This window comes from Cohnella sp. GbtcB17, assembly GCF_019091135.1.
In the GTDB taxonomy this organism is placed as follows: Bacteria; Bacillota; Bacilli; order Paenibacillales; family Paenibacillaceae; genus Cohnella.
This window is the reverse complement of the sequence record NZ_JAGXJW010000017.1, coordinates 74,507-91,195: the sequence shown is the minus strand read 5'-3', so window position 1 is coordinate 91,195 and position 16,689 is coordinate 74,507. Positions and strand designations below refer to the sequence as shown.

At 64.9% G+C, this 16,689-nt stretch carries 14 protein-coding genes; 9 read left to right on the top strand and 5 right to left on the bottom strand.

Annotation, left to right across the window (positions count from 1 at the left end; all coding sequences use genetic code 11):
* The first annotated feature begins 52 nt into the window (after positions 1-52).
* The 4 genes from yjbM to KVT38_RS11600 all read left to right on the top strand — a co-directional run bounded on the left by yjbM (position 53) and on the right by KVT38_RS11600 (position 4,466).
* Positions 53-856, top strand: coding sequence for a GTP diphosphokinase (yjbM, locus tag KVT38_RS11615; RefSeq protein WP_217593872.1), 804 nt, complete (start codon positions 53-55; stop codon positions 854-856).
* A gap of 161 nt (positions 857-1,017) precedes the next feature.
* Positions 1,018-2,712 (top strand): RsmB/NOP family class I SAM-dependent RNA methyltransferase, encoded by a 1,695-nt coding sequence (locus KVT38_RS11610; protein WP_306795314.1) that lies wholly within the window; start codon positions 1,018-1,020, stop codon positions 2,710-2,712.
* A gap of 36 nt (positions 2,713-2,748) precedes the next feature.
* Positions 2,749-3,660, top strand: coding sequence for a pseudouridine synthase (locus KVT38_RS11605; RefSeq protein ID WP_217593871.1), 912 nt, complete (start codon positions 2,749-2,751; stop codon positions 3,658-3,660).
* A complete protein-coding gene (locus KVT38_RS11600) occupies positions 3,657-4,466 on the top strand; it encodes a Cof-type HAD-IIB family hydrolase (RefSeq protein WP_217593870.1) in 810 nt (269 codons plus the stop codon). Before KVT38_RS11605 ends, KVT38_RS11600 begins: the two co-directional genes overlap by 4 nt.
* Before the next feature lie 106 nt (positions 4,467-4,572).
* On the opposite strand, the gene KVT38_RS11595 is transcribed toward KVT38_RS11600, so the two are convergent.
* The 3 genes from KVT38_RS11595 to KVT38_RS11585 form a co-directional block, all read right to left on the bottom strand.
* The gene (locus KVT38_RS11595) at positions 4,573-4,665 is read right to left on the bottom strand and encodes a YjcZ family sporulation protein (RefSeq protein ID WP_090115666.1); all 93 of its coding nucleotides are present in this window, start codon (positions 4,663-4,665) and stop codon (positions 4,573-4,575) included.
* 185 nt (positions 4,666-4,850) lie between these two features.
* Positions 4,851-6,245 (bottom strand): RsmB/NOP family class I SAM-dependent RNA methyltransferase, encoded by a 1,395-nt coding sequence (locus tag KVT38_RS11590; protein WP_217593869.1) that lies wholly within the window; start codon positions 6,243-6,245, stop codon positions 4,851-4,853.
* 11 nt (positions 6,246-6,256) lie between these two features.
* Entirely contained in the window at positions 6,257-7,414 is a 1,158-nt protein-coding gene (locus KVT38_RS11585) for a GGDEF domain-containing protein (RefSeq protein ID WP_217593868.1), read from the bottom strand.
* 156 nt (positions 7,415-7,570) lie between these two features.
* On the opposite strand from KVT38_RS11585, the gene KVT38_RS11580 reads away from it, so the two are divergent.
* From KVT38_RS11580 to KVT38_RS11570, 3 genes are all read left to right on the top strand, one after another.
* Positions 7,571-8,713: a glycosyltransferase family 4 protein gene (locus tag KVT38_RS11580; protein WP_217593867.1), complete on the top strand. Its 1,143-nt coding sequence runs from the start codon at positions 7,571-7,573 to the stop codon at positions 8,711-8,713.
* A 43-nt stretch (positions 8,714-8,756) separates the two neighbouring features.
* Positions 8,757-10,037 (top strand): metallophosphoesterase family protein, encoded by a 1,281-nt coding sequence (locus KVT38_RS11575; protein WP_217593866.1) that lies wholly within the window; start codon positions 8,757-8,759, stop codon positions 10,035-10,037.
* A 120-nt stretch (positions 10,038-10,157) separates the two neighbouring features.
* Positions 10,158-13,544, top strand: coding sequence for an AAA family ATPase (locus KVT38_RS11570; RefSeq protein ID WP_217593865.1), 3,387 nt, complete (start codon positions 10,158-10,160; stop codon positions 13,542-13,544).
* A gap of 37 nt (positions 13,545-13,581) precedes the next feature.
* On the opposite strand, the gene KVT38_RS11565 is transcribed toward KVT38_RS11570, so the two are convergent.
* Both KVT38_RS11565 and KVT38_RS11560 read right to left on the bottom strand, forming a co-directional pair.
* Positions 13,582-14,649, bottom strand: coding sequence for a YkvI family membrane protein (locus tag KVT38_RS11565; protein WP_217593864.1), 1,068 nt, complete (start codon positions 14,647-14,649; stop codon positions 13,582-13,584).
* 92 nt (positions 14,650-14,741) lie between these two features.
* Positions 14,742-15,371: a hypothetical protein gene (locus tag KVT38_RS11560; RefSeq protein WP_217593863.1), complete on the bottom strand. Its 630-nt coding sequence runs from the start codon at positions 15,369-15,371 to the stop codon at positions 14,742-14,744.
* Positions 15,372-15,593: 222 nt separating this feature from the next.
* Between KVT38_RS11560 and KVT38_RS11555 the strand changes: the two genes are divergently transcribed.
* Positions 15,594-16,166 carry a xanthine phosphoribosyltransferase gene (locus tag KVT38_RS11555; protein ID WP_217593862.1) on the top strand — a complete coding sequence of 191 codons (573 nt, stop codon included), beginning with the start codon at positions 15,594-15,596 and terminating at the stop codon, positions 16,164-16,166.
* Positions 16,167-16,276: 110 nt separating this feature from the next.
* Positions 16,277-16,603: a hypothetical protein gene (locus KVT38_RS11550; protein WP_217593861.1), complete on the top strand. Its 327-nt coding sequence runs from the start codon at positions 16,277-16,279 to the stop codon at positions 16,601-16,603.
* The last annotated feature ends 86 nt before the right edge of the window (positions 16,604-16,689 follow it).

The window sequence follows — 16,689 nt, the reverse complement described above, 5'->3', positions numbered from 1 at the left end:
TCGCAAACAAGACGATAGCGAGGCAATGCGGCAGGAAAGGATGCGTAGACGTATGGACGGAAGAGACTGGAGCAAGTTCCTATTGCCTTACCAGCAGGCCGTAGAAGAGCTTAAGATCAAGCTGAAGTCGCTGCGTACCGAGCTGAAGGCCCGCGACGAATATGCGCCGATCGAGTTCGTGACCGGCAGGGTCAAGCGGATCTCGAGCATCCTGGAAAAGGCGAAGCGGCTTAGCGTCCCGATAGACCAGATCGAGACGGGCATCGAGGATATCGCGGGCATTCGCATCATGTGCCAGTTCGTGGAGGACATCCACCGCGTGGCGGACATGATCCGCATCCGCAAGGATCTGCGGCTCGTATACGAGAAGGACTATATTACGAATTATAAAGACAGCGGCTATCGGAGCTACCACATCATCGTCGAATATCCGGTGCAGACGTCGCTCGGCTCGATGCCGGTGCTGGCGGAGATTCAGATCCGCACGCTCGCCATGAATTTCTGGGCGACGATCGAGCATTCGCTGAACTACAAATACCGCGAACAGCTGCCGGAGCATGTCCGGGAGCGACTGCGCAAGGCGGCCGAAGCGGCGTTCGCCCTCGACCGCGAGATGTCGAGCATCCGCCAGGAGATCGTCGACGCCCAGCAGGACTTCGAGGAGAAGTCGGGCATCGTGCGCAAGGTGCTTAACGATATACAAGGTTTGTACTTTTTCCGCCGCGTCCGCGAGGCCGCGCAGTTCCAGCTGCGGTTCAACGAGCTTTGGGAGCAGGAGGATATGTGGGCGCTGGCGGAGCTGTCCCAGGAGATTCAGGCCGCGCTCGCCCGGGCGGGCAAGAACAGCAGCCAATAGCCAGCGACGGAGAGACGGCGGCTTGCTGCCGCGGTGCAGCATAGACGGGTCTCGCGCGACGAGGCGAAGGGCTGGCAGGCGGTCAGCCGCCGCCTGTGGCCGAGCAAGGCGATAAGGAGCGTTCGGGCCGGCTGGCATGCGGCCCGGAGGCTCTCTTTTTATTGGGTCATGACGAAATGGATGGAAATGCGGCTCCCACGGACGGAGAGAAGGAGGCGGCGATGGCGCTGCCCAAGGAATACGTAACGATGATGCGCGAGCTGCTGGGCGAAGAAGCAGAGGCGTTTCTTGCGAGCTACGGCGAGCCCAAGCGAACGGCGCTCCGGCTTAACGCGCTGAAGGACGAGCCTAGGAAAGCGGACGGGGCCGAGGAAAAGGGCGGGCTTTCCGCGGGGCGGTCGTTCGTCCGCGGCAGAGAGCCCGTGCCCTGGGCGGACGGCGCTTATTATACGGACGAGACGGAGCGGCCCGGCAAACATCCCTACTATTACGCCGGTCTCTATTATATTCAAGAGCCAAGCGCGATGCTGCCCGCCGAGCTGCTCGATCCGCAGCCGGGGCAGCGCGTCCTTGACCTGTGCGCGGCGCCGGGCGGCAAGTCGACGCAGCTGGCCGCCAAGCTGCGCGGCACGGGCTTGCTTGTGACGAACGATCTGGCCACGGAGCGCACGAAGGCGCTCGCCAAAAATATCGAACGGGCGGGCGTCCGCAGCGCCGTCGTCGCGAACGAGTCGCCCGCGAAGCTGGCGGCCGCATTCGGCGCGACGTTCGACCGGGTGCTCGTCGATGCGCCGTGCTCGGGCGAAGGCATGTTCCGCAAGGACGAGGACATGGTCCGGCAGTGGGATGCGGCTGCGCCGGCCAGATATGCGGCCATGCAGGACGATATTATGAAGGAGGCGGCCAAGCTGGTCGCGCCGGGCGGTCGCCTCGTCTACTCCACCTGCACGTTTTCGCCGGTAGAGAATGAGGGGACGATCGCGCGCTTTTTGGCCGCGCATCCGGATTTCGGCGTCGTGGCGACGCGCTGGCCGGAGGAATGGGGCTTTGCGCCAGGACGGCCCGAGTGGCTGACGCCCGGGGAGGCCGAGGCGCTCGGGCCGGATCGCACGGCCACCTTGGCAGGGACGATCAGGCTGTGGCCGCATCGCGTGCGCGGCGAAGGTCACTTTGCCGCGCTGCTTGAGCGGACCGGCGCGGAGGGCGGCGCTGCTACCATGAAGGCAACGGCGAGTGCCGTTGACGATGCGGTAAACGCGGGTCGTCCGCAGGCGGCCGGGAAAACGAGCGGCGGCGAGGCGTTGAAGGAGGCGAAGCGCGGCAAGCGGTCGCCAGCCGATCGCGGCGGCGCCGAAGCGGCTGGGCGCGGCCGTCCGGCCGGCGCGCGGGACCGGACGGGCGGCGATGCCGACACCCTCGCGCGGTATGACACATTCGTGCGTGAGAGCCTGCCCGGCTGGGCGCCCCCGAGCCCGATCCGGATCAAGGGCGACTATGTGTACGCGGTATCCGAACGGGCCGGGGATATGCAGGGGCTGCGGCTCGTGCGCGAAGGCTGGCTGCTCGGCCGGGCGACGAAGCATCGCTTCGAGCCTTCCCAGGCGCTTGCGATGGGGCTGAGGGCAAGCGAGGCTGCGCTTCGCCTGCACCTTCGGGGAGACGACGCGCTCGCGATTCGGTATTTGAAGGGCGAAACGCTTCAGCCCGAGCCGGAAAAGGTAACCGGACCGGACGGCGAGCCTTCGAGCGGACGCGGGTGGACGCTGGTCTGTCTCGACAGCTGCCCGCTCGGGTGGGGCCGCTGGGACGGAACGACGCTGAAAAACGAACTGCTGCCGGGCTGGCGGCAGGTGTAGCGCAATTCCTTTCCTCAAAGGAAAGAAGGAGATGCCATGAAAACGAAAATGAGACTCGACAAAATGCTCGGAAATCTCGGCTACGGCACGCGAAGCGTCTTGAAGTCGCTCGTAAGGCAAGGCGCGGTGACCGTCAACGGCGTCCGCGTCAAGGATCCGGGCATGCAGATCGACCCCCATGCGGACGAGGTCGTGCTGGAGGGGGAGCGTATCGTCTACCGCGATACGGTATACGCGATGCTTTACAAGCCAGCGGGATTCGTGTCGGCCACCGAGGACAATCGTGAGCGAACGGTGCTGGAGCTGCTGCCGGACGATATTCGGGTGTTGTCGCCTTTTCCGGTGGGGCGGCTGGACAAGGACACGGAGGGACTGCTGCTGCTGACGAACGACGGCAAGCTGTCGCACGATCTGCTGTCTCCGCGCAAGCATGTGCCCAAAACCTATCAGGCGCTCGTAGCGGGCCTCGTCGGCTCGGCGGACATCGCGACCTTTGCCACGGGCGTAACGCTCGACGACGGCTATGTGACGCTGCCTGCCACGCTTCGCGTCGTCGAACGCGCGGCCGGGGGCGCGAATGCCGGAGCCGATGCGGCCGAGGCGACTGGCGAGGACGCCAAGCGGGACGCGTCCGCCTTTTCGATGGCCAAGGCCATCGATCGGCTGGACACGTTCCCCGCGCTCAAGGCGAACAGGACGAGCTGGCAGGAGGCGGTCGAGGCTGGCGAAGCGCTCACCTGGATCGAACTGACGATCGCGGAAGGAAAATACCATCAGGTGAAGCGCATGTTCGAGGCGGTCGGCAAAAAGGTGCTGTATTTGCGCAGAAGCGAGATGGGGCCGCTGCCGCTCGACGAATCGCTGGCGCCGGGCGAGTGGCGCGAATTGACCGAGGAAGAGCTCGAGCGCTTGCGCAGCTACAAAAAAACGGAGGACAAGGCGCCATGAAATACAAGCTGATCGCACTCGACGTCGACGGCACGCTGCTAAACGACCACCATGAATTGACGCCACGAGTGAAGCGGGCAGTAACGGCCGCTGCGGAAGCGGGCGCGGAGATCGTCCTGTGCACGGGCCGAGGCTCGGCGAGCGCGCTGTCGGTGCTGGCGCAGCTCGGCTTGTCCGGGACGGTCATCACGCACAACGGCGCTTCGATCGTGGACGGCGAATCACGTGAAATTTTGCAGGAATCGCCGATCGGCGCGGACGAGGTGGAGCGTTACCTGGCGCTTTGCAGGGAGCGCGGCATTCATTTCGACTTGAACACGGCATTCGATATTTACGTAGAGCGCTTAAACGAGGACATATCGGCCATGTACGCGCAAATGCTGTCCGAGCCGATCCTGCGATCGCGGGAGGAGCTGTTCCCCGAGCGGACCGTCAAAATATCGATCTTCGCGCCAAAAGCCGACCTGGACGAGCTCGAGGCGCATTGGCAGGATTGGCGGCACGAGCTGCAGACGATTCGGAGCGGGGATTACTTTATCGATCTTCAGCACAGGGAAGCCTCCAAGGGGACCGCGCTCAGGCAATGGGCGGAAAAGCGGGGGATCCGGCGGGAGAACGTGCTCGCCATCGGCAATTACTTCAACGACATCGGCATGCTGCAATATGCGGGACACGGGGTGGCGATGGACAACTCCCCGCCCGAGGTCAAAGCCGTCGCGGACGCGGTGACGGCGACGAACAACGAGGACGGCGTCGCGCTTGTGCTTGAAGCCTGCCTCGCAGAGGCGTCGTCGCCGTCACGCTGACCGATGCGCGACCGAAGCGTCTTCGGGCATTGCGCAGCGATTCGTGCATTACGTGAAAAAGCCGGCCCGAGGGCCGGCTTTTTAGCGTTGCCTAGCGTTTTTGCAATTAGAAGCCTGCGCGAAGGATAATCACGAGCAGTATGAAAAGCACCAGAACGAACGCAGCGGACGAACCATATGCACCTGCAACACCGGACATGCGAATTCCTCCTTTGTCATTCAATCGGGTCTCCGAGCCGGCGGCGGCAACCCGTTGCCGTTTGCCGCGTCGCCGCTCGGACTAATGTATAGTATGACAAAGTCCCGGAGCGGATTGGACAGATGCCCGGTTGCTTTCATTTTGGGCGCGGCCCCTTCGGCCTTGGCCGGCAGCCGTCTCCCGCTTCAGTTGGTTCGAAGACCTTTGGGGTAGTGGTTCTTGAGCTGGCCGCCGCTGGCCTTGAACCAGCCGAGCGGATGGCCGTCCGCGCACAGAAGGCCCCAGCCCTGCGAAGGCGCGCCTTCGTGCCCGCTCCGGTCGTCGAACAGCGCTTCGCCGCGCAAATAAGCCAGGACCGCGGCGCTATCTGCCGGATAATCGCGCGTCAGCGCGGCATCCCTGGCGCGCACGGCATGCGCCAGCGCGTGGGCGGGCTCGAAGCGGCCTTTTTTGACGTCGCCCAGGTGCAAGCCGGGACGATGCGTCCGCAGGCCGTCAAGCGATTCGGCCGGGAGCGGAGAGCCTGCGGGCTGCGGATACCAATAAAACGACTCGCCGAACAGCAGCGGCACGCCGGACGCAGGAAGCGCGTATCCGGGCAGCGCCTGCGCGGCGAACGATTCGTACAGCTTGAGCGCGGAGAGCGCGCCGGCCGCGTCCGACCGCGGCGCCTTGCCGCTTTTGGCGCGCCGCTTGGCCGGACGGACGCGATCGTCCGACGGTTCGGCTTCCTTCTCAAGCACGGCCGCGAAGTGGCCTTCCCCTTCTCCGCGATGCGGCCACATCCGCTTCGTCGAGACGAGCCTGAATGCCGGATGCGCTGCCAGAAACCAGGCGATCGTCTCCTCGTTCTCCTCGCGGTTGAACGTGCAGGTGGAATAGACAAGCCTGCCGCCCGGCTTCAGCATGGCGGCGGCATCGGGCAAAATGTCCCGCTGGCGTGCGGCGCACATCGCGACCGCGTCCGTCGACCATTCGGCGCAAGCCTCTGGCTCCTTGCGGAACATGCCTTCGCCGGAGCAGGGAGCGTCGAGCATAATCTTGTCGAACGCTTCGGGCAGACGCGCGGCGAGCTCGCCCGGCGTCGCCTGCACGACGACGGCGTTCGCGATGCCGAGCCGCTCGACGTTCTCTGCGAGAATACGCGCGCGTCCCGGATGAATCTCGTTGGCGACAAGCAGCCCCTCGCCTTGCAGCTTGGCGGCGATCTGCGTCGTCTTGCCGCCCGGCGCCGCCGCGAGGTCCAGCACGAGGTCGCCCGGCTGCGGCTCGAGCAGCTCCGCGGCAATCATGGCGCTTGGCTCCTGAATATAATAAAGTCCTGCGTGATGATACGGATGCTTGCCGGGGCGGGTCTCGCCATCGTAGGCGAACCCGGTTCCGCACCAGGGCAAGGGAGTCAGACCGAAGCGGGCCGTCAGCGATCGCAGCGCCGGATCGCCGTCCGCCGGGGAGAGCTTGGGCGTATGGAGGCGAAGCCCGTACGAACGGGGCGCCTCCATGCTGCGCAGAAATGCGGCGGTCTCGTCGCCCAGCTGGGCAGATATTCGTTCGACATAGATTTGAGGCAGAGCTGGCATAGGCGGTCTCCTTACGGTTGATCGAATAACGTGACGCGATTTTTGCCCGAACGCTTGGAGCGATACATCGCTTCGTCGGCATTTTTCATGAGCTGCTCGGCCTTGATGCCCGGCGCGGACAATGCACAGCCGACGCTGACGGTGACGATCGTCTCCTTGGCGATGCGGGAGCGGATGCGCTCGGCGACGGCGGGCGCGTCGGGGGTTGCCGACTGGACAAAGGCTACGAGCTCTTCGCCGCCGTAGCGGCCGGCAAGTCCGATGCCCTCCGTCTCCTCGCGAAGGATGGCCGCGGCCTGCTTCAGGACGACATCCGCGGCCTGGTGCCCTTTGGTGTCGTTAAGCTTCTTGAAGTCGTCGATGTCGCAAAAAATGGCGCCGACGGTCCCCCGGCCGGCGTGCGCAAGCGATTTTTCCAGACTGGCCGTGAAGAAGCGGCGATTGTACAAGTCGGTCAAGCCGTCGGTAATCGAGGAGCGGTACGCGGTCTGCATCAGCTCCACGACCCGCTCGAAGAGAATCATAAACAGGACGATGTAATAAAATACGGGCAAAATGGCGGCCATTAAGTCCAAAACGGGATCGGTCACGCCGAAATCGTGCGTCAAAAACGCGGCAAGCTGCCCGAAAAAGGCGAAGCAGAGACTGACGGCATAGCGCGTTCGCTGCCTGAGATGAGGGCCGAACATGACCGCGAACAGGCCGGACAGCAAGAGCACGTAGCCGTCCTCGAACGCCAGCAGCAGGTTCGTCCGTTCCCCTGCGCCCGGCTCTGCGGCGGGGACGGCCGTCCCGGACAGGAGGTTGCATACCGCGATCGTGACGCCGACGGCGAGCAAGCCGTAAAACCAGGCGCGCGTACGCGCCCGCTTCCTGTAGTATAATTCGAAGAAAGAGAAGTTAAGCGCGACGAAAGCCGCCATATAAAGCACGCCGTTCAGCCGGGGCACCGTGCGCCCCTCCAGCAGGTTCAAGGCGTCGGCAAGCGCCAGGCCGTGATAGACGGCGAGCATGGACAATGCGAGCAGGAGCAGGCGAAAGGCGCTGCTGCGATTGCCGGCGATCAGCCGGTAGGCCATGAACATCATCAGGCCGATGATGACGGCGGACGCGGCTGAGGAGGAAGCGAGCAGCAGCTCGCGGTTGTTCCAGAAGTCTTGAACGTCCATGCGTATCCCCTTGCATCCGGTCCTTGAGTCCCCGCCATGCGAGCCGCGCGAACGGCAGATCGCCGCCTGCGCCGAGCCTCGCTTGCAGAAACATATGTTCCACTATATCATAATTTAGACAATACGAGATAGCAGGGTCATAAGGAGGAATCGCCGATGAATATTTTACAGGCGTGGTTTTTCCCCCCGGAGCAGCCGGGCGGCGTATCTTCCATGGTGCCTTATATCGGCGAGCGTTTCCGCAAGATCGGCTGGGACATGGAGCTGTTCTCGATTCCGAAGCGAATCCGGAACAAGGGTCAGGAGCCGTTTGAATTCGATACGTTCGACTGGCGCCCGTATGCGGGCAATCCTGTCGTCGACAAATATATGCAGACGCTGAAGGACTACGTATGGTGGACGAAGCTCCGGCTGAAGAGCGGCTACGACCTGATCCATGCCCATCATCCCGTGGCGGCGCTGGCGCTGCGCAAGATTTACCCGGACACGCCGCTGGTCATGACCGTGCACTCCAGCTTCGAACGGGAGCTGATCCTGAACGGACGCATCGCGGCCGGCAGTCCCGAGCATCTTTTCCTGACGTCGCTGTACGGCGAGCTCGAGGCCAAGACGGACAAGATGCTGACGGTGTCGCATTCGTTCGCGTCCTATATGGGGGCCTATATGAAAAAGCCGGAGCGGATCGGCGTCATTCCGAACGGGTACGACGAGCGCCGCTTCAAGCCGATCTCCCACGACAACGAGGTTGCCCAGATCGTCACGGTCTGCCGCCTTGTCCCGGCGAAGGGCATCGACCTGCTTATCAAAGCCTGCGCCGAGCTGCGCGGGAGGGATCGGCGCTTCGTGCTCCATATTATTGGGGACGGCCCGATCCGTCCCGAGCTCGAACACCTGGCGCAGGAGCAGGGCATTTACGACGAAACGATTTTTTACGGCTATATGCTCCATCCCGAAGAAATGCTGCCGTTTTTCGATATTTTTGTGCTCCCGTCCAGAGCCGAAGCGTTCGGTTCCGTGTTCGCCGAGGCTGCGTTGTGCCTGCTCTCCCTGGTCGGCACCGACGTCGGCGGCATCGCCGAGCAGATCGAGGACGGCGTCAACGGCCTGCTCGTCCCGGGCGAGGATCCGAAGGCGCTGGCCGATGCCATCGACAAGCTGATCCTGGATCCGCACTATCGCTACGAGCTCGCGCGCGCCGCCTGGAACAAAGCCAAGAAGACGTATTCGCTGAGCCGCGTCATCCAGGAGCTGAAAAAAATATATATCGATCTCGGTCCGCCGGTCGAAGAAACGACTTGAGGCGCCCGGCGCCGGGCGCCATCCTGAATTCGGAGTTGAGAGGATGCAGCCGTCATTTCGGTTCATGCATGCCGCCGACCTTCACTTGGACAGTCCGTTCCGCGGACTGTCCAAAGTTCCTTTTGCGGTCCGCGAGCGGCTTAAAAATTCGACGTTAAACGCGCTTGACAGGCTCGTGGACACCGTGCTGCTGGAGGAGCTCGACTTCCTGGTGCTGTCGGGCGATCTGTACGACGCGGCCGACCGTTCGCTTCGCGCGCAGCTTCGCATGCAGCAGGCGATGGACAGGCTCTCCGAAGCAGGCGCGCAGGTATTCGTCGTCCACGGCAATCACGACCCGTCCGGCGGCAGGACCGCGCGGCTCGATTGGCCGGCGAACGTGCACATATTCGGCACGGAGGAGGTCGGCTGCGCGCCGGCCTATACGCGCGGCGGGGAGCTGGCGGCACACGTGTACGGCATCTCCTACCGGGAGTCCGCCGTCAAGGACAATCTCGCGCTACGCTACCGGATTCGCGAAAGCGCTCCTTTTCACCTCGCCGTCCTGCACGGCAATATCGACGGACTGCAGGGACACGATAATTATGCGCCCTGCAAGCTCGGGGAGCTCGCGGCGTCGGGCTTCGACTACTGGGCGTTCGGACATATTCACGACCGGCGGGTGCTGCATGAGTATCCGCATGTCGTCTATCCGGGCAATATCCAGGGGCGCAGCATCCGGGAAACGGGTCCGAAGGGCGCGTACCGCGTCGACGTTTCGGAGCAGGGCCGGGTCAGCCTCTCGTTTCGAGAGCTGTCGGAGGTTCGATGGCTCGTCCGCGACGTTCGGCTCGGCGAAGCGGACGGCGAGCAGTCGCTCAAGGACAGGCTGCTCGAGACCGCGGAGGATGCGCGTCGCGAAGCCGAGGGCAGACCTTCGGTGCTCCGCCTGCGGGTTGCGGGCGACGGCGCGCTGCTCGAGCGCCTGCTGCGGGACGACGAGGCGGAGGAATGGGCCGCCGAGCTGAGGAGCTGGCTCGGCTCGCCCGACGAGCGGGACGATTGGGTGTGGGTCGAGCGGATCGCCGTTGAAGCGGGCGGCCGTTCGCGTGCGGCGGACGAGGCGTCCGAAGACGGATTTCTGGGGGAGCTGCTGCGGCTCTCCGCCGCGTCCTCGTCCGATCCGGACGCCTCGCGTGCGCTGCTGCGCGAAGCGGCTGCGCCGCTGCGGCAGCATCCGAGGCTGCGGCAATGGCTGGACGGGCGCGACGATACGCAGCGGGCCGAGCTGATCGCGCGCGCCGGCGAGCTAGCGGCGGCGCTGCTGCGGGAAAGCGGCGATTGAAAAAGCCGATGCGTGTGCGGCAAGACGGATGAGGGATACGCGGCATGCGATCGGCGCGATGCGCAGCTTTCCTGCTTTCGGGAAGAAAATCGGGCTGGAGCCGGCGAGGAGGAGCAAAGCGTGTACATAGAGGAACTGCATATCGACGGCTTCGGTCCGCTGTCCGGCGTGCGGCTTCGGTTCGACGCGAAGACGACGATCGTATGGGGACCGAACGAAGCGGGCAAGAGCACGCTGCTTCGGTTCATTCGAAGCATGCTGTACGGCTTCGCGACGCGGGCGCAGCTGCCCGAACGGGGCGAGCCCGTGAGCGGCGGACGCCACGGCGGCCGGCTCGTCCTGCGTGACGAGCAGGGCCGCCTGCGCATTCTCGAGCGGTATGCGGACGCGCCGCAGCGCAAGGGGGCGCCCGTCGCGTCGCTGCGCGAGGCGGACGGCGGCGAACGGCGGCTGACGCAAGCCGAGCTAGAGCGGCTGCTGCTCGGCGGCGTGTCGGAGCAGCTGTTCAGGCAGCTGTTCGCCGTCAGTCTGGACGAGCTGCACGAGCTCCGGTCGCTGAAAGGCGACGAGATCGGCAATTATTTGTACCACGCGGGCATGGCCGGCGGGGCGGCATTGACGTCGGCCGGCAAACGGTTGAAGGCCGAGATGGATCGGCTGTACCGTCCGAAGGGCTCCGTACAGGAGATGGGAGAGCTGCTCGCGCGGATCCGGGAGCTTGAAAATCGGCTGAGGCAAGGCCGGCAGGGGCTTGGCGCCTACCAGGACGCGCTGGAGCGGCACGCGGCGCTGCACGATCGCGCGTTGAGGCTGGAGCTTGCGCTGCCTCAGCTGCGCGCCAAGGCTGCCGAAGCGCGGGCGGCGCTCGACGGCCGCGAATGGTGGCTGCGCGCAGCTGTGCTCCGCGCCGAAGAGGATGCGATCGCGGCGACGCTTGCGGCAGCGGTCCGGGCTGCCGAGCCGTTGCCGCCCGAAGCGGCCGCGGAATGGCGGCAGCTCGTCGAGCGCCGAGCCCTTGCCGCCGCCGCCGCGAGACAGGCGGCCGCAGAGCGCGAACGGCTCGAGGCGGAGCGTGCGGGCCTCGTCTGGGACGAGCGGCTCGTCGCCCATGCGGGCAAGCTGGCGGCGCTGGACCTGCGCGGCGATGCGCTCGAGGCGCGGAAGGGCGAGCTGGCCGGCCTCGAGTCGGACATGCAGCTCGCGGAAGAGGCCGCGGCGGCGGCGCTGCTCCGGCTCGGGCCGGGCTGGCGTGAGGCCGACGCGGAGGCCGTCGCCGCGCTCGGCGAGCGGGAGGAAGCGCGGGCCATCGGCGAGCGGCTGGCGGAAGAGGAGCGAAGACGCGAGCTGCTGGCCGCGGAGACGCAGCGTTTGCGCCGCCAGCTGGCGGCGTTCGACCAGGAGGCGGAGCGCCGGGCGGGCCAGGCGGCTGCGTTGCCGCGCGGCGCCGCTCGCTTCAAGCCGGCCACGCGGGACGCGCTCCTGCAGGCGTGGCATCGGCTGGACGACGCGCTGCAGGCGGTAGCTGCTGCGCGGCGCGAATACGCTTGGGCGGCCTCTGCCGCGGAGGCGGCGGGGCTCGCCGTGCATCCGTCGGAGGGCGGCGCCCCGGGCGAGGGGCGGCATTCGGAGAAGAGTCTGTACGAAGGCGGCAGCCGGACCGCGGGGCGCGGCAGGAGCAGACGGAGCGCGAGTCGCCGCGGTCAGGCGCCGGGAGTGGGAACCTACTATGCGATCGCACTTCTCCTTGGACTTGGAGCCGCGGCGTCGCTGATCGCAGCCTTCGCGTCGAATGAAGGGCGAATCGCATTTGCAGGGCTCGCAGCCGCGCTCGCGCTTGGCGTCGGCACATCGGTATGGCTTGCAAGAAGACCGCCAGGCGCGACCGGCGACGCCAGCCGGGATCGGACCGCTCCCGATGCCGATGCGCTGCTTCGGCGATTGTCCGCAGCCAGGGAGGCGGAGCGGCGGACGCTGCGGGAAGCCGGCGAGTCATTAAGACAGCTGCTTGAGCAGGATGAAGCCGAAGCCGCGGCGTCGCTCGATCGGGAGACGCTGGCAGGGGGCGACGCGAACGGAGCCGAACCTGCCGGTGAGCTGAGGCTGCGGCTCCGAGAAGAGGTGTACAGGGAATTGGAGCGGCTCGGGGAAGCGGAAGCCGAACAGAGTCGTCACGCCGAGCGGCAAGCCCGCAGAGCGGCGCTCGCGCGAGAGCTGGCCGGCGCGGAAGGCGAGCTGGAGGAGTCGGAGGCAGCCAGCCGCGCCGTACGGGCGGACTGGGCCGCTTGGCTTGCGGCGCGCAAGCTGCCGCCCCAGCTGCAGCCGGCCGCGCTCCCCGAGCTCGGCCAGCTCGCCGAGCGGGCGCTGCTGCAGCTGCGGCAGCGGGACAGGCTCGCGGCGCGGGCCGACGCCCTGCGCGCGGAGCGCGCCGCGTTCGAGGCCGATGCGGCGGCGCTGCTCGCCGCATGCCCGCCCGCCGCGCACAGCGGTGGAGACGCGGCGCTCGCGGTGAAGCTGCTGCACCGCGAAGCGCGGGAGCAGCTGGACAAGGCCGCCGCTGACCGCGGCTTGGAGCAGCGGCTCGGGCAGGCGGCCGCGGCAGAGACGGCCGCGACGTCCGCGCTGGAGGCCGCCGAAGCGGCCGTCTCCGCCGTCGTGCAGGCGGCCGGCGCGGCAGGCGAGGACGCGTATGTGCTGCGCCTGGAGGCGGACGACCGCCGCAGAACGCTGCGCCGGGAGCGGGCGGAGGCGCAGCTACGGCTGTCCGCCGGCCGCAGCGAAGAGGAACTGGGGGCGCTGCTGGAACTGCTGCAGGCGCATGACGAAGGTGCGCTGGAGCTGCTGGCGGACGAGACGCGCAAGGCAGTGACCGCTTGCGAAGCGGAGCTGGCCGAGACGCTTGACGCGCGAGGACGCTTGTCCGAGCAGCTGGAGCGTCTTCGGCGCGAAGCGGAGACGGAGGAGACGGCGCTGGAGCTGGAGGAGCTGCAAGCCGAGCTCGAGCGGCTGGCGGAGCGGTATGCGCTTCTTGCGACGACGGCGGAGCTCATCCGGCGAACGCGGATCACGTTCGAGGAGGAGCGTCAGCCGGCCGTGCTGCGCCAGGCTTCGGCCTACTTCGCGGAGCTGACTGAAGGGCGGTACGCGCGCATCGCGGTGCCCGGCGACATGCCGGACCTGCTCGCGGAGACCGCGGATCGCCGGATCGTCAGCAGCGCCTTTCTGAGCCGCGGGACGCAGGAGCAGCTTTATCTTTCCTTGCGGCTCGCGCTGGCAGGTGCCGCTTCGCGGGAGCAGGCGCTCCCCCTGCTGCTGGACGACTTGTTCGTCCATTACGACGAAGAGCGGCTAAAGCGGTGCGTGAACGTCCTGAACGAGCTGTCGAACGGCCGTCAGCTTCTTCTTTTCACCTGCCACCGGCATGTCGCCGACACCCTCGCGCAGGGCTTGACGGGGTCACGGAAGCTCGAGCTGCCGTTGCTGACGGCGCAGCCGGACAGCATGGCTTGATTCGATCGTCAGCCTGATTGATGCGGAAGGCGGCGACTCAAGAAAAGCCTTCCGGCGGAGCGGGCGGCGGGACGGGGCGCACCCGGTCCCTGCCCATCAGCATCACCCAGCCCAAGCTCAGCATGCCGAAAATCGGGTACAGCGTCGTCAGCAGCGGGCCGAAGCCGAATTGGCCGGCCATGAAGCAGAGCAGCAGCACGAGTACGACGAGCGCGTTCAGCGGTATTTTCACACGTTCCTGCAGCTGCAGGGAGAGGCCGTAAATGTCCGCGACGAGCGTCGTGAAAATTTCCATAAAAATCAGAAACACGAAAATCCAGTGAATCCACGGCCCGATCTCTCTGGCGATGCCGCCCATCGGGATATCGAACTGCTCGATGCCGGGCATGCGCGACGACAGCGCCAGATGGCCCGCCAGCAGCATGCCGCCGATGCCGATGCCGCCGATCCAGGCGCCTCTGCGCAGGACGACCGGATCTCCGATCCGCGCGCCGAGCGGCACGAGCACGGCCTGCGACATGGACAGGTTAAAGGCGCCGTACAAAAAAGGAGACAGGATGGCCGCCCATGGAGACAATTCCATCGGCAAGGTCATCCAGCGGTCGGCGCCGGGGCCGCGCAGCGTCTCGACGACGAGCACAGTCGTGAATACGATCATGACCGGCACGACCAGCGTATTGATCGCGAGGATCGCGCTCATGCCTTTTCGAAGCAAGATAAAGCAGGCCGTCATCGTCAAGAGGAGGCCCGTCTGGTAGTTCAAATTCAGATGTTCCGAAAAAAGCGATCCTGCGCCGGCCAGCATGACCGCGTTCACGCCGAGCAGCACGACCAGCATCAGGTGACTGATCCAGGCGCCCGCTTTGACGCCGAACAGATGCTTGTTCAGATCCTCGTACGATCTCGCGCGCATGGCAGCCGCCATCAGCATCATTTTGGCGCCGAGCCACACGAACAGCGCCGTCGATACGAGGATCATCGGACCGGCCCAGTTGCCGAACCGCGTAAAAAATTGCAACACTTCGCGTCCGGTCGCGAACCCCGCGCCGACGACCGTGCCGATGAACGTGAATGCAACCTGCAGGCTTAAACCCCATCGCCTCATCTTCGGCGGACCTCCCCCGACTCGTCCATGACTGTCCTACTCTGAAGTCTATGAGAGAGCGGGACGCGCCATGACAAGCCTATGGGAAAGGGTCAGACGAGCGTCGAGCCGATCAGCTTGATCGTGACGACCTCGTCCGAGACGGGATCGAGATCGAGGCGCAAAATGCCGCCCTCGACGTCGGCCGTCATCGATGAGGATGAAGGGGCCGTCTTCAGCGACAGGCTGCGAGCGGCGTCCGAGCTTGAGCTGCCGACTTCGACGTCCGGCAGGCCGGAGACGACGGAGGCCGAAGAGATCTCTACGTAGACGACGTGCCCGGACGTATCGACGCCGATCGTCAACCCGCCGTATTCGCGAACCTCGACCGCGCGTCCCGCCTCGGGCAGCGTATAGCTGTCGTCTGCCGGACCGCCGATCTTGGCTTCGGCGTCCGCCAGCGTCATGCCGAGTGAGATGCCGCCGAGACTGGGCGCTGGCGACAAGGCCGCATCCGGCGTTCCGGCTGCATTCCCGCCATGCGCATTTATCGTTACCTCGGACGAAGGAGACGGGGAAGCCGTCGAAGTCTCGGCGGCAGGCGTGGAAGTCTCGGCGGCAGGCGTGGAAGTCGCTGCCGTTCGAACGTTATGCGAGCTGCCGCAAGCCACAGGTATAAGAAGGATGCCGGTCGCCAGTACGCCGAGGAGCAAATGACGCTTTTTGCGTCGGCTAATAGACATGAAGACACCGCCTTACAATCTTTTCTATATTTAGTTGGACCCGCAGAGGGGCGATAAAGTTGCTCGTCCGATCGTATTTGAGCTGATATTCATAGGTCTCGCGTCGCGGTTTGCTAACGGTGGGGGTACAAGGTCCCGTCAGCCTCGCATGCCGGCGGGTGTTGCGCGAACGCGAGGGGTTATGGTATTTTATTCGGAAAAGAGTGGACGGAGAGATCGTTAATGGAGATACTGAAACAACGGATTTTAGAGGAAGCGACCGTCGTCAGCGCCGGCGTCCTGAAGCTCGACTCGCTGCTCAATCACGGCGTCGATCCGGGCCTGACGATGGAGCTCGGCAAGGAGTTTGCGCGCCGCTTCGAAGGAAGGGACATCACGAAGGTGGTGACGATCGAGTCGTCCGGCATTCCCGTCGCCTTCGCTACCGCGCTCGTCATGAACGTGCCGCTCGTATTCGCCCGGCGGAAGAAGACGCTGCTTAACGAGCCGGACGCTTATTGCGAGCGCGTGCCTTCCTTCACCAAGGGCATCGTCACCGATCTGCTCGTATCGCGGCACCTGCTGAAGGCCGAGGATCGCGTGCTGTTCATCGACGACATTATCGCCAACGGCGACGCGGCCCGAGGACTGCTGAAGATTCTCGAGCAGGCGGGCAGCTCGGTGGCAGGCATCGGGATTGTCCTCGAAAAGTCGTTTCAGGCGGGAGGCCGGACGCTGCGGGAGCTGGGCTATGAGGTCGAGTCGCTCGTCAAAATCTCCTCTTTGGAGGATAACGCCATAACGTTCGAGGACTAGTCCTTGATAGATTGTAATATAATCCCAAGCCCAACCTTGAAGAGAAGTCTTCCCGTCGGGCTGCCATTTGTTCTATAATAAGGCTAAGTGCAGAGGGAGGCGAGCAGCAAATGGGAGACATGAATGTGTCACAGCAGTTTTTCGTCGACAAGCTGGAGCAAGCCAAGATCCATTTCGAGCGCGCGCTCGACTGCAAGCATACGGAGTTCGACGACCTGTATCCTTATATGATCGAGCATCCGCAGTTTTTCTGGTATAAGAGGTATGTCGCTTGGTCGGAGCTGCTCACGATTGTGAAGCTGTGCGACGAGCTGGAGATCACCTGGACGGAGCTGTTCACCGAGCGCCAGGCCGAGTACGTACGCGGCCGCGTCATGTCGAGCAAGGTGCTCGATTACTGGTACGAGACAAACGAATCGCGCGAGCATGTCGGCTAAGCAGCGGCGGCGTTGAATAGCAGGAGGACCCGGACGAGACGGCCGTCTTGTCCGGGTCCTGTTTTTTTTGTATCATTCATGCTTTA

Excerpts from the sequence above, each read along its gene's own strand:
- KVT38_RS11580 (WP_217593867.1), top strand. The coding sequence starts at position 7,571 with ATGAATATTTTACAGGCGTGGTTTTTCCCCCCGGAGCAGCCGGGCGGC.
- yjbM (WP_217593872.1), top strand. The coding sequence starts at position 53 with ATGGACGGAAGAGACTGGAGCAAGTTCCTATTGCCTTACCAGCAGGCC.
- KVT38_RS11550 (WP_217593861.1), top strand. The coding sequence starts at position 16,277 with ATGGGAGACATGAATGTGTCACAGCAGTTTTTCGTCGACAAGCTGGAG.
- KVT38_RS11600 (WP_217593870.1), top strand. The coding sequence starts at position 3,657 with ATGAAATACAAGCTGATCGCACTCGACGTCGACGGCACGCTGCTAAAC.
- KVT38_RS11575 (WP_217593866.1), top strand. The coding sequence starts at position 8,757 with ATGCAGCCGTCATTTCGGTTCATGCATGCCGCCGACCTTCACTTGGAC.
- KVT38_RS11555 (WP_217593862.1), top strand. The coding sequence starts at position 15,594 with ATGGAGATACTGAAACAACGGATTTTAGAGGAAGCGACCGTCGTCAGC.
- KVT38_RS11565 (WP_217593864.1), bottom strand. The coding sequence starts at position 14,649 with ATGAGGCGATGGGGTTTAAGCCTGCAGGTTGCATTCACGTTCATCGGC.
- KVT38_RS11605 (WP_217593871.1), top strand. The coding sequence starts at position 2,749 with ATGAAAACGAAAATGAGACTCGACAAAATGCTCGGAAATCTCGGCTAC.
- KVT38_RS11560 (WP_217593863.1), bottom strand. The coding sequence starts at position 15,371 with ATGTCTATTAGCCGACGCAAAAAGCGTCATTTGCTCCTCGGCGTACTG.
- KVT38_RS11585 (WP_217593868.1), bottom strand. The coding sequence starts at position 7,414 with ATGGACGTTCAAGACTTCTGGAACAACCGCGAGCTGCTGCTCGCTTCC.
- KVT38_RS11590 (WP_217593869.1), bottom strand. The coding sequence starts at position 6,245 with ATGCCAGCTCTGCCTCAAATCTATGTCGAACGAATATCTGCCCAGCTG.
- KVT38_RS11595 (WP_090115666.1), bottom strand. The coding sequence starts at position 4,665 with ATGTCCGGTGTTGCAGGTGCATATGGTTCGTCCGCTGCGTTCGTTCTG.